At 44.7% G+C, this 12,969-nt stretch carries 11 protein-coding genes; 1 reads left to right on the top strand and 10 read right to left on the bottom strand.

What is annotated here, in order from left to right:
* Nucleotides 1-10: 10 nt before the first annotated feature.
* From DW103_RS11985 to ribF, 6 genes are all read right to left on the bottom strand, one after another.
* Nucleotides 11-1,369 carry a Gfo/Idh/MocA family protein gene (locus tag DW103_RS11985; protein ID WP_122276441.1) on the bottom strand — a complete coding sequence of 453 codons (1,359 nt, stop codon included), beginning with the start codon at nt 1,367-1,369 and terminating at the stop codon, nt 11-13.
* A 27-nt stretch (nt 1,370-1,396) separates the two neighbouring features.
* Nucleotides 1,397-2,443 carry a PmoA family protein gene (locus tag DW103_RS11990; RefSeq protein WP_122276443.1) on the bottom strand — a complete coding sequence of 349 codons (1,047 nt, stop codon included), beginning with the start codon at nt 2,441-2,443 and terminating at the stop codon, nt 1,397-1,399.
* A gap of 82 nt (nt 2,444-2,525) precedes the next feature.
* Entirely contained in the window at nt 2,526-4,526 is a 2,001-nt protein-coding gene (locus tag DW103_RS11995) for a hypothetical protein (RefSeq protein WP_122276445.1), read from the bottom strand.
* 100 nt (nt 4,527-4,626) lie between these two features.
* Nucleotides 4,627-5,901: a lipopolysaccharide biosynthesis protein gene (locus tag DW103_RS12000; protein ID WP_122276447.1), complete on the bottom strand. Its 1,275-nt coding sequence runs from the start codon at nt 5,899-5,901 to the stop codon at nt 4,627-4,629.
* 3 nt (nt 5,902-5,904) lie between these two features.
* Nucleotides 5,905-6,960: a M20 family metallo-hydrolase gene (locus DW103_RS12005; protein WP_122276449.1), complete on the bottom strand. Its 1,056-nt coding sequence runs from the start codon at nt 6,958-6,960 to the stop codon at nt 5,905-5,907.
* Between the two features lie 15 nt (nt 6,961-6,975).
* Nucleotides 6,976-7,902, bottom strand: coding sequence for a riboflavin biosynthesis protein RibF (gene ribF, locus DW103_RS12010; RefSeq protein ID WP_122276451.1), 927 nt, complete (start codon nt 7,900-7,902; stop codon nt 6,976-6,978).
* 436 nt (nt 7,903-8,338) lie between these two features.
* Between ribF and DW103_RS18130 the strand changes: the two genes are divergently transcribed.
* Nucleotides 8,339-8,491 carry a hypothetical protein gene (locus DW103_RS18130; RefSeq protein WP_158576695.1) on the top strand — a complete coding sequence of 51 codons (153 nt, stop codon included), beginning with the start codon at nt 8,339-8,341 and terminating at the stop codon, nt 8,489-8,491.
* A gap of 36 nt (nt 8,492-8,527) precedes the next feature.
* Here DW103_RS18130 and DW103_RS12015 read toward each other — a convergent pair whose 3' ends face one another.
* Genes DW103_RS12015 through dut form a run of 4 tightly spaced genes read right to left on the bottom strand, consistent with a single transcriptional unit; the run spans nt 8,528 to nt 12,873 of the window.
* Entirely contained in the window at nt 8,528-9,820 is a 1,293-nt protein-coding gene (locus tag DW103_RS12015; protein WP_122276453.1) for a murein hydrolase activator EnvC, read from the bottom strand.
* Nucleotides 9,817-10,686, bottom strand: a complete 870-nt coding sequence (locus tag DW103_RS12020) for a DUF4292 domain-containing protein (RefSeq protein WP_122276455.1) — start codon at nt 10,684-10,686, stop codon at nt 9,817-9,819. The genes DW103_RS12015 and DW103_RS12020 overlap by 4 nt, the downstream gene beginning before the upstream one ends.
* Nucleotides 10,670-12,433, bottom strand: coding sequence for a lipopolysaccharide assembly protein LapB (locus DW103_RS12025; RefSeq protein ID WP_122276457.1), 1,764 nt, complete (start codon nt 12,431-12,433; stop codon nt 10,670-10,672). Before DW103_RS12025 ends, DW103_RS12020 begins: the two co-directional genes overlap by 17 nt.
* A gap of 5 nt (nt 12,434-12,438) precedes the next feature.
* Nucleotides 12,439-12,873 (bottom strand): dUTP diphosphatase, encoded by a 435-nt coding sequence (dut, locus tag DW103_RS12030; protein WP_122276459.1) that lies wholly within the window; start codon nt 12,871-12,873, stop codon nt 12,439-12,441.
* Nucleotides 12,874-12,969: the final 96 nt, after the last annotated feature.

Consider the following 12,969-nt stretch of genomic DNA (forward strand, 5'->3'; position numbering starts at 1 on the left):
TCTCCAACCATCATATAATTTCAGGTAAAACATAAGGAGCGCGATAATCCCGGCTCAACATCGCATTTGCTTCATTCTCAGCATCCCCGATAAACCGTTCGGCTACCGGGTCAAAGCGCAATTGTTTCCCCAGCCTGAAAGAGATATTTCCTAAATGTGCAAGTGCAGAGGACAAATGCCCTGTTTGGACAGGACCATTCTGGATACTCATATCACGTGCCCTCATCGCATCGACCCAATTCTGAAAATGACGAGTCAATTCCCCTCCTTCCGAACGGCTCGGCCCTTTTTCTCTTTTTTCTCCTAAATACGTTTCATAGGTATCATATCCTTTAATCACCATATATCCTTTATCACCGTAAAAGATATTACCCACACCGGCTCCATCTTCCAAATTCGTACACCAGTTCCTCACCTCAAACTGAATCATCTTCTTTTCCTTCGGATAGTGATAAACAGAAGTCTGTATTTCAGGCACTTCTTTGCAATCATCCCATAAGAACTTTCCTCCCATAGAGGTGATTTCTTCCGGTAAATGGTCGACCCCCAGCCCCCACATACACAAATCCGTTTCATGGATACCTTGATTACCGACATCCCCGTTTCCATAATTCCAGTGCCAATGCCAGTTGTAATGCACCAAGTTTTTAGTGAACGGAACCATCGGAGCCGGTCCGCACCAAAGGTCATAATCCAGACCGGCCGGTTTCTTGGAAATACCTTTATTCCCTATATCCGGTCTCCAACGATAAACCAGTCCTCTCGACATATATACACGGCCTATCAATCCGTTTCTCAGATGCTCTACAGCTTCCCGGATGGCAACCGAACTCCTTAATTGTACCCCATGCTGTACAATCCGATTATATTTATAAGCGGCTTCTATCATTTTCCGTCCTTCATAAATATTATGGGTTGCCGGTTTTTCCACATAAACATCTTTCCCGGCCTGGCAAGCCCAGATTGTTTGAAGGGCATGCCAATGGTTCGGGGTTGCCAATGTTACCGCATCGATATCTTTATTATCGTAAATCTTTCTGAAATCCTGCTCAAAAGCAATCTTTTTATCATATTTATCCCGGACTTCCGCCACTCTTTTTTGTAAAATGTCCATGTCAGGGTCACATAAAGCCACCAATTCAACCTTATAATCGCCGGCGATTTTCATGATTTCCTCAATATGGTTCTGTCCTCGTCCGTTAACGCCCAGCACGGCTATCCGGATACGGTCATTCGCCCCTTTAGCCGAGTCTGATAATATTTCAGGAGCCGGTATCGTTTTTGCATCCAACACAGAGGGGGTAATAGCCGCTGCCACAGCACCCATAGATGCTTTCCGGATAAAGTCTCTTCTTGAATTTGTTTTCATGTCCGTATGATTTAAAGTTATTAAAATCTAATATTCCCGGGAGAATGCCGAAAAAATACTGTTTGCCTTCTCCTTTGTTACCTTCTCGCCCGATTCCAAATAAAAACGATGTTTCAACGTCAGAGATTTTCCTTTCCGTAGCATTACATTTATTTCCGCATCCTTTTTATTATAAGACCGGGCACCCAAGTTGTTGGAAGCAAACAATCCATATCCGCGAGCATGGGAATGAAACGGATAACCGACATTTCCAGGATGATCAAAAAAACCGAACGTGATTACGGAACCATCCTTTTCGCCTGTCAATAAAACCCAGTCGTTCCTTGTGGACCAAACATCATCACCGGTATATCCTCCGCTACTGTAATACAGGCCGTTGACATCCGTGTTATCTGCCTGGGCCTCTACTTTTGTCGGATTGCCCTGTTCATCCGTAAATATCAGCGTTTCATTTGTCGGTTTTTCGAATGCCCGGTCCACCCTGATTGCAATCATTCCTTCTTTGTTATCCGCGAATGTCACATCTTGTAAGGCTTTCAAGGTCGAAATATGGTCGATTGTACGAGTATTCTTTGTTGCCGTAATGATATATTCGGCCGTTTCTTCGAGCAAAGCCTGATCTTTCCAGTCTCTCCATTCCGAAACGACTTTAATCCGTCCCTGTTTTCCCCCTTTTGCTTTAAGAATTTTAGTGACTACGATATGTCCATATTTCTCTTTGTCTTTAATCGCAAAAGAGTTATTCCAGAAATCAAGTCCGTTCACATTCCCGTGATTAAACCACAAACCGACATGATGAGGATGGTCCACCCGTTCCCCTTTCCGGGGAGCTATCGGATACCCCCTTGTGATAACCGAACCATTTGGCGAGTAAACCGGATAAAGAAACGGTTTCTCGTAATCGGAAGGATATTGAAATGATGTAAACAACTTTCCATCAATTACAATATCAATTTTCCGCTGTTGCTCATCTTTCGTAACAGTTATATCCGATTGCTGTGCCTCGACAGGCAAACTGCCGGCAAAGAACAAAACGCAGAATAAGAAAAGGAAACCTTGAGCCTTGAAAATCATATTGTTTATTTTTAATGGGTATTATTTAGACCTTCTTTCTCTATTTCTAAAAGAGACAACCAGCAACCCGGTTTTCAACATTCTATCGTTTTATACGAATTTCCTCGCCTTCTTTTATTTTCCGGTTACAAAGAACCTTATCTCCGGCTTTTACCACGACACTCAACTTGCTATCGGATAACCGCTTCACCTCTATATCGACATCTCCGCCAAAAGCACCGATTTTTCCGAGATTCATATAATCCCAATCTTTCGGCAAACGGGGAGTCAATGAAAACGACTTCAAGCCGGTCGGACGGATACCAAACATTCCTTCCGTAATGATACGACAATATAAACCGCTTTCCGCTGACAAATGACGCTGATTACCTTCCGGCCATGCCTCTATCGCATAAGGGACATGCTCGCCCAGAAGACGCTGGTTTGAATAAAACTTCAGATAATCGGTTGCCTTCTCCGTTTCCCCGCAAGCATATACCCCGCGAAGCGCATAAAGCGTGGAACGGTCCCAGAAAGTCTCACTTCCCGCCTGTGTCAACAAACCGTCCGGTGTCCACAAACGCGGTGAAAACAAGGCTTGTATGGTCGCATCCTTCCGGTCGTAAATTCCAACCGTCAGCGGAATACAAATCCAAGAGCGCAAAACATCATTTCCTTCATAATACTGATAAGTATCGAAACCCTCGACTGTTCCGCCAAAATAACGGTCCATATTCTTTTTCAAGGTTTCAGCCTCTTTTGCGTAAGTAGCCAACTGTGATGCCTTCTTCCCCAAATCCTTTCCCAAATAAACGGCAGAGCGCAATGCATCATAATAAAGAGAAGAAGTACAAAGATTTGCTTTTCCGGCAGGAAAACGGCCTTCCAATTCGTCGGCATCCGAAGCAACGACGCCCCCTTCGTTCAGGTTACGTTTGCAATACTCAAGTGTCCATTCGATTAACGGCCACAGTTTTTCAGCTTCCGCCTTATCACCACGTGCCAAAGCATAGCGGGATGCTCCGTAGGCCACCATCGCGGCATCTCCACGGTCACCGGCTCCCGCCCATATATCCGTACCTTCCGCAATGATGGAACTCGGTAATGCTTTATACTCCGGGTTCATAAAACGGGCAAAATGCTCGTATGAGCAAAATGCCGAACGATTACCGATTTCATATCCCAAATAAGGGAAAAAAGGATTGATATATTCAGCCTGGTCGTTTGCCCAGATAGCAGCGTAATACGATTCGCCTCCCGGTCCGTGCAATAAACCGCCTTTCGTGTCATAGATACTTTCGGCTCCACGAATTTTAGCAAAAGCAAACATGGTATTGATAACCGGGTCCGGAGTATCCAGTACCAGTTTATCCCAAAAGCCGGCAATCAGAGCTTGGCGGGCCTGCAATTCTTTGTCTATATCCAAAGACAATTCCTTTTCATTTGGCTTGTAACCGGCAAACGAAGCACTGAATATCAATTCTTCACCGGGTTTCAACTGCTTGGCTGCCTGTCCGTTAATGGTAGAAACCAGCTTATAGCTGCCGTCCACACCTTTTGCCTTATCCGTTTCTATCACGGAACGGGAAGAGGGAATTTCGACAGAAACGGTTGTTTCACCGGTATTCTTCAAACTATATTTTTCACAAAAAGCCGGGTTGGAGGTAGAAGGGAACAGAATGCGAGTCAGTTCGAGCTTTCCTTTTCCGGAAAACTTAAACTCGCTTTGTACCTGCATCGTACCATTCAAAGTTATAGCCGTCACTTTCTCGTTCTGCAAGGATTGCCCGTTTACTTCCACCATATCCGTAATATTCCAGGCAAAACGTCTCATCAAGCTGGCATGTGTATTATTCGGGATAGTCCGCAGCATCGGCCAAATCATACTTCTGTTTAGCATAAACGCTCCTTTCTCGTTCACCCCGTAACGCAAAACGGTTGACACTTTCAGGCCACTCATTTCGATATGGTCTTCATGCGGTATTTTTTCGTCTATCTGCCATGTGATACCACCGGCAGGATTAATAACCCAACGATTAGCCGCCGAAAGGGGCATACAGCTAATCCATAAAAGAGATAAAAGGCAATAAATTTGTGTTCTCATCTTATTTTATTAATAATGTTTTTTCATGATATTCCTTTTCGCCATAAAGATACAACATCAAAATGAGAAGAAATACGAATCTGAGAAAGAATATTGTGCGTTAAAGAGAGCGGCGAAATGTTTTCCGAATAAAATCAAGGTCTTGCTTATTTACTGCAAATTCAGAAAAAGAGGTACCTGTCTGTTTACAGAAAACAATCCAGGAGAATGCAAGCATCGCACAAAAAGCGATACTGGAACTGACCGCCGAGCCGACAATTCCATACAGCGGAATGAGTATCGCGCCAGCTATCAGCAGACTAAGAAGGCCGATAATCGAGCAAACGGCACTATACCGTATCTTCCCGCTTCCGATAAAATACTGGCTTAGGATACTGTTGCACCCCAAAGCGATAATACCGGCAGAAAGCCCGATAATCACTTTCCGTACTCCTGCAAATTCATCACTAAACAGGTAATCCGTATACACCCATTCTGGGACAAACAGGACACAAACAGTCGCCAATGTCACGGCACAAAAGGTAAGTTTGAAATATTGCAATGTAATCTCTTTTTGCCGTGTCTTATCGTCCGTTTGAGCTACCCGGCTATATTCGATGAAACCGATACTGCGGTTGATGTGCCAGACACTTTCCGAAATCTTGGTCCCGGCATCCAACAAACCGACACTTCCCAAACCGCCAAATCGACCTATCAGGAAATAATTAAGACGGGTAGTCAGTACTTCCGCTATATTGTCGGTACTCCCCCAAAGACCATACCCGAACATCTCTTTCAGAAGAACCGGAAGCGGACATTCTTTGCCGGCATCCGCCTCTTTCCGCCTCAGATAAGGCAAAAGCAAGAGGAAACTGATAAGAAAAGCAATCCCGTTGGCCACATACATCCCCTGTAAATAGGAAGAAACATCCTGTCTGCCAGCCCCATAATAAAGATAAAGGAGAACGAAAAAGAGCAATCCGCCCTGCAACATAAAAGTTATATTGAAAGAGAATACCCTGTTTTTCCCCAGCAGGAAACGCGAATTGGCTGCAACCAACGAAACCAGTACGGACAAACAATAAACATCCGTAAAATACCCCTCCGGCAACATACCGATAACCGACATGACACCGCAAGCAAGCCCGGAACCGACAAGCGTCCAGAGATAAGAAGGACGAAAAACAGCCTGTAAGGAATACCGATTCATAAAATAGACAATCGTATTCCCTGCCAAAATACCATTAAACATCATCGCGATATTGACAGAAGCAAGAATAATTCCGATTAATCCGACACCTTCCACTCCCAGAACCTTGGCATTGATAAATATCAGGACAAGGTTCAGGACGGCAATCAGATAACGACTGGCAATTGTTCCGACAATATCGCGCATACCTTACTGCTTCAAGTCCAGTTGGTCCAACAGACGGACATAGGTATCTATGGCTTCGCGTATTTCCATCAAACCGATATATTCGTCGGCGGCATGGGAACGGGCAGAATTACCCGGCCCTATCTTGACAGAAGGGAAAGGCATCAGTGCCTGGTCGCTTAACGTAGGAGAACCGAAAGGCTCTTTACCCATCAGGACGGCACGTTGTACAAATGGGTGTTGCAGGTCCGTACGGGTCGAGTTGAGACGGAAACTGCGGGCTTTTACCTCACAAGCAACCTTCTCCCGGATAAGTCCGAATAGTTGTTCGTTCGAATAAAACTCATTCGTCCGGATATCGACCGTAAATTCACAGCGGTCAGGAACAACGTTATGTTGCGTTCCGGCATGTATCATAGTGACGCTCATCTTCACCGGCCCTAGGAAATCACTTTTTTCCGGAAACTGATATGTATGGAACCATTCGATATCTTTCATAGCCAAAGCGATAGCATTTATCCCCTCGTTGCGGGCGGCATGTCCGGCTTTCCCGATACTGACACAATCCAACACCATCAGTCCTTTTTCCGCCACGGCAGGTTGCATGCCCGTAGGTTCGCCTACAACGGCAAACGCGATGGGAGGAAGCTCGGCAAGGACACTTTCGAGACCGTTTTTACCGGACACTTCTTCTTCACAAGAGGCAAGGAAAATAAGATTGTAAGGCTGCTCCTTTTCGCTGAGAACCGTAAAAGCTTCATAGAGGGAGACAACACTGGCACCGGCATCATTACTCCCGAGGCCATACAGTAGTTCCTCTTCGGTTTCTTCCGGAACAAACGGGTCTTTCGTCCAACCGGCAGCCGGCTTAACCGTGTCGATATGGGAGTTGAGCAGAAGTGTCGGCTTTCCGAAGTCGAAACCGGGCGCTATCAGCCAAAGGTTGTTTCCCTTACGGTAGACTTTGTATCCGGCAGCCTGCCAACACTGTTGCAGAAAATCGGCTACACCGGCTTCATCCCGACTGAAAGAAGGACGGGATATCATGCCTTTTAACATGTCAATAGCTTCGTAATACATAAGCCTGCTTTTATTTTATTCCTTTAATAAATTGTTCACCGTCTCCCTGTCGCGTCCCAATTGCGCAACCAGTTCGTCAAGAGAATCGAATTTCACATCGCCCCTCACATGATAAATAAACGCAACTGTGATTTCGTTATTGTAGATATCCCCCGCGAAGTCTAAAATGTTTACTTCGAGCGTGATATTGGAGCCGTTGTTCAAGGTAGGACGGTCGCCGATATATAACATTCCTTTATAACGCTTCCCGTTAAGATGAACCCAGACGGCATAAACTCCGATACCCGGTAGAATCTTAAAAGGCTCGTCCACCTGTATGTTTGCAGTAGGAAAACCCAGTTTACGGCCTACCTTATAACCACTGACGATAGTCCCTTTCAGTTGGTAAGGATAAGTAAGCAAATGCGCTGCCTCTTCCACCCGGCATTCCGACAATAAACCACGAATTTTCGAGGAACTGACGGCAGCTTCCCCTTCACTGTAGCGGGCTGCCTTTACCACTTGAACTCCACAAGCTTCACCGTAAACGACATATTCCTCGAAACCGTCTTTCCGATTGTGTCCGAAACGATGGTCGTAACCGATAAGCAACGTCTCGACATGTAGTTTTTCCGCCAATATGGACGTGATAAATTCTTTTGCCGTCAACCGGGCCAGCTCGGCCGTAAAATTCAGTACAATACAATAATCTATGCCGGTAGAAGCCAAATGCTCCAATTTCTCTTCGAACGAATTGAGCAGCTTAGGTTGGTAATCCGAATGCAGTACGGCACGCGGATGTTCCGGAAAAGTGATGACAGCAGAGGGTAAACCCGACAAAGCCGCTAACTGCTTCAGTTCGCCAATCAGAAAACGATGTCCCCGATGTACCCCATCGAAGAAACCGATGGAGGCAACCAACCCTTTTCCTTTTAGCATATCCGTATCTCTGACAACAATCATCTTTTATATTATTAGCGCAACCGATTGCAAAAGTACATAAATTACATGCCGTATAAAAGAGAAATCAAGCAGAAACTCTTTTGCCGTATCAATTATTTCATCCATATATACGCTTTGCTGCAGCGAATACGGAATATTGCAACAGCATTCATGTCAAAACTTTTATTTTATCATGGATAGAATAGGGAACTATTGCATACCTTCGGACAATCTATTTCCGAAGATGGTATCTTTTCCTCTTTGCTCCCGACTCGATAACCTTGCCGACCAAGGTCATTAAGCTTACCTACCAAGCTCGCAAAGGTTAACGACCCAGGTAAAAAAGGGAATAAGTGGCAAGGGTAGCCTTAATTTGTACGATACTTTCTCTTAGTATCCATAGGAGAAAGAGATAGCTTTCAAGCACACAAAAGAATAAATCTTTTGAGATTTTTCGATGAAAAAAGAAGCTGATCTTACCAAAAAACAGGGAAAAACAGCCTTTCCTGAAGGATTTGAAGGATGGCTGAAGGATGATTCGAGGAGCATCATTCAGCGTAAGAAACACAGTGACAAATACTTATTCTCAAAAATGAAGGATGAAGGATGAAATGGGAAGAAACACAGGGAGAGAAGCAATATAGAGTCATTCCAGCCAAGGGGCCGGATTTAGTTTTGTTTTCTCTTTCCAAAGCTGGAAATGAAGGATAGTGACATTGCCGTCTTCCGTATCGGTAAATATTTTGCCGATAGCCTGGCGGGTGGAAACTTTATCGCCGGCTTTCACGTAAACCTGACTTAAATTGCTGTAGACTGTCAGGTAATTTCCATGACGGATAATAACGGAATTGTTATAACCGGGAACTACAAACACACGTGTGACTTCGCCATTGAATACGGCACGGGCATCTGCCCCCGGGGAGGTTTGGATGTCGATTCCGCTGTTGTTGGTACGAACATATTTCAATTCCTGATGCTGTTGTTCTCCAAAAGTCGCCACAATAGTATGACGTCCGGATACAGGATAAGGCAAACGGCCACGATTACCGGCAAAATCGTCGGAAAGCCGTTTTTCTTCCTTAGTCATGGCATAGCCCCCTTTCGTCTCGGCAACCCGTTCTTCACGGATAGGTTCGGCCGGCTCGGTCTTATCGGCTTTCTTCGCACCTCCCGTACTCCGTTTGGCACGCGAAGCTTTCGCTTCGGCATCGGCACGGGCTATTTCATCCGCTATCTGCTTTTCTATCTGACGGTTCAGGGCATCTGCCTGACGCTGCTTGTTCTTCAAGGCAGCCTGCAGGTCCTTTTGTTTTTTACTCAACTGTCGTACTTCCTCTTTTTGGCTGTCCTCTTCGGATTGGAGTTTACGACTTTCATCTTCCCGGACTTCGAGCAATTGATTTTTCTCATTGCGTGTCTTTTCAAGTTCTTGTTGTTTGGCTGCTATCTCTTTTTGCTTATCTATAATCTCCGTAGCCTGCAATTTCTGCCAATTGGCATATTCGCGAAGATACCGCATACGACGAAGAGACTGAGCGAAATTATCGGCAGAAAGGATATAAAGAATTTTATCCTGCGACGAACGTCGTTTGTACATACTCTGCACAGACTTTCCGTAATTGGCACGTTTTCCTGCCAATTGTTTTTCGAGAGCAGTGATTTCACGACGGGAAGCAGCTATCTGCTTGTCAATCTCTCCGATTTCCTGGTTCAAAAGGCTGATGACCTGCTTGCGGGAAAGTATTTGTTTGGACAGGAGATTCAGCCGGTTCAAGGAATTTTGGGCCGTCTGGCGTGTCTCTTTTAAAAGCTGGTTAGTCATTTCAATCTCGGCAAGAGCCGCCTTACGCTGCTTCTCAAGCTCTTTTACCCGGGCTGAATTTTGTCCGAAGAGAGAAGTTGCAGAAAACAGCAATATGACGAACCAGATATACCTCATTTCGCTTTCGTTTGAGTCAGGGATTTAATAATCTGCGCCAACGTAACGCGTTTATATTTGGCAGGGATGGAGAAATCCATCTTTACCGGAACATTCGTTTGTATACGGGAATAGTTTAAAATAACACCACCTTTGGAAGAACCGTCATCCATTACATACACATTCATCTGCATAGGGAAAGGTTGCCCGTCGGTCAAACGAAAATCCGAGTAATTCCATTGCAAAGCATATTTATCGGACGGTTCGGTAACGAATGTAGATAAAATCTTTTCCTCACCGTCAGCTATAAAGGTGTACAGTAAACCCATTGCATCTTTTACCCGTATCTCCGACGAAGGTCCTTCCTGTTTCAGCTTGAAACGGTTATATTGTTTCGGAGAGATATGCTGTTGTCCCGGTAAAAAGAGTTGATTGGTGAATAGGGCTTGCAGGTTATAAAAATTAAATTCGATAGGAGTTTGCCCTTTCAGGTTCGCATAGTTATCGGCAATGTAGCGCTTTCCCATACGGTCGAGAACCTTTATGCTATCCACACTCAGTTCTATACGGAAAATCTCTATGCCGAGAAAAGGCTGAACGGAAAGTTGGAAAGCACTGTCTTTCACCATTTTCAAATCCACACGGGAACTCATCTTATTACCCGGAACATCCAATTCCGCATTCAACCGGGCGGAAAGAGTCTTATATTCGAAAGCCGACTCCTGCATCTGCTCAAAAAATTCTTTGTGGCCTTTCACTCCGGTCGACTCGACTGTACCGACCTTCTTGGAGGACTTACAGCCGGAAAGGGCCAGAATAAAAAATAAAACCAGGGCAGGAAGGTAAGCCAAGCTACCTCTGCGGATGTAATTATTTGTTTTCAACATTCTCTTCTATATATTTTTCTTCTGCAATCTTACGGTCCAGTATCTCACTTTCTTTTCCTAACTCCTTCGCTTTCTTCCACTGCTCGACGGCATTTTCTTTATCGCCGAGCATAAAAAGGATGTCTCCGTAGTGGTCCACCAATTCAGAACTCTTAGTGGTGTCGTTGGCAAGCGCACTTTCGATATACATCTTGGCCAGTGTATAGCTACCTTGCACAAAGAAAATCCAGGCATACGTATCCAGATAAGTAGCATTATTAGGCTCCAGCTTGACACACTGCGCGCTCATACGCTCCGCTTTTTTCAGGTCTTTCTTCTCGAGAGAAAGGAAATAACTGTAGTTGTTCAGAACTACCACGTTCTTATCATTATACTTCAGAGCCTCGTCGTAAGACTTATAAGCCTGTTCCATTTGCTTCATCTGGTAATAAATATCCCCTATCTGCCCGTAAAAGTCGGATTTCAATCCCAAGTTTTCGGCAGGTATAATATTCAGACCGGCATAATATACGTTTAATGCCTCCTGATACTTTTCCTGCTGATAATAAGCAATACCTAAATAAAAATAGTATTCGGGAGCATCAGGGAACAACTCTTGACAACGGGTACAGATACGGATGATTTCCGGAATATCTTCCGATTTTAAAGCCAAATTCAACAATTGCTGCCAGGCAGGAGCATTATCCGGCTCCATCTCCGTAACCAGTTGAAGCTGGAAACGGGCTTCATCAATCTTTCCTTGCGCAATCAATAAACCGCCGTACATCTGTTTCAGGTCCGTATCCTCCGGATGTTGTTCAAGCAAAGTTTCGAAAAGGGCGTTGGCACTCTCGGTCCCTTTCTGTGTTTGCTGCAATTTCAGGATATACCGGGAGAGGATACCGACTTTGGTTTCCACATCCAGTTTTTCATTAATCAAAGCATTGCGTATCTGCGTTTCGGCAGCTTCTTTATTACCCGTAACCTCATAATAGTTCGCCATGGATACTACATAATAAGGATTTTCCGGGTCAATGGCATGCGCTTTCTCATAACAGGCTAAGGCTTTGACGGTATCATTCTTTTCAAGATGCAAATCTCCTAGAATAATCTGGTAGCGGGATTGCATAGGAAACTTGTCTGCAAGTTTTTCTATTTCCTGAAAAGCTTTATCCGACTGTTCCAACGAATTATACAACTTATACTTTTGCATGGACAATGCTTCGTTCATTCCGATGGACGACTCGAGAGCATCATAGGCATCGATTGCTTTTCCAATCTCGCCTTCTTGTGTAAGAGCATCGCCCAGATAATAGTTCAATTCAGGTTTGGAAGGGAAATCTTTTACCAATTTCTCATATTCGTCTGCAGCTTCGGCATACATACCCAGGTTACGGCTCATCGTTGCCAAAGCCATCCGGTATGTGAAATTGTCGGAACTATAGGCAACCGCACGTCTCAACATCTCGAGCGACTTATCCGGACGGTTCAACTGGGCATAGAAAGAAGAGAGTTCATATAACACAGATGAAGCAGTCGAATCGATTGCCAGACAATGATTAAACGCATCATAAGCGGCGTCAAACTTACCTGCCGTCTTCAAGTTTAACCCCTCGTAAAAGAAATAATCAAACTTCCGCTGATCGGCTTCACTTATTTTAGCAGGATGGAGCGGGCTAACGGGTTTATTATCTTCATCAGCCTGTACCTGCACTGTGCCTGCCAACAGCAATAAAATAAAAAATATATATTTCACTGACTTATACATATCGATTACTCCTTTCCTGTATGCCCGAAACCTCCGGCACCTCGCTCGGTATCATCCAATACTTCAACCGGCTGCCAGTTGACTTGGCAATGGGTAGCGATTACCATTTGGCAGATACGCTCTCCGTCGTTCACGGTAAAAGGTTCGGAAGAGAGGTTTACCAGGATAATACCGATTTCCCCGCGATAGTCGGCATCGATAGTTCCCGGTGTATTCAACAGGGTAATGCCATGCTTCAGAGCCAGACCACTACGGGGGCGCATTTGCGCTTCATAGCCTTCAGGCAATGAAATATACAGGCCGGTTGGTATTAACTTACGTTCCAACGGCTTCAGGACAACCGGTTCCGTCAGGTTTGCACGAATATCCATTCCTGCCGATAGCGGAGTAGCATATTGTGGCAGAGGATGATGTGACTTATTTACAATCTTTACTTCCATAATGTTACAAAGGTAATCCAAATTGACAATGAACAGTTGGCTATTGACAATTATTAGTACAATCCGCCTCCATCGTCAGTTTCGATTTTTCGAATT

Source organism: Parabacteroides sp. AM08-6, assembly GCF_003473295.1.
In the GTDB taxonomy this organism is placed as follows: Bacteria; Bacteroidota; Bacteroidia; order Bacteroidales; family Tannerellaceae; genus Parabacteroides.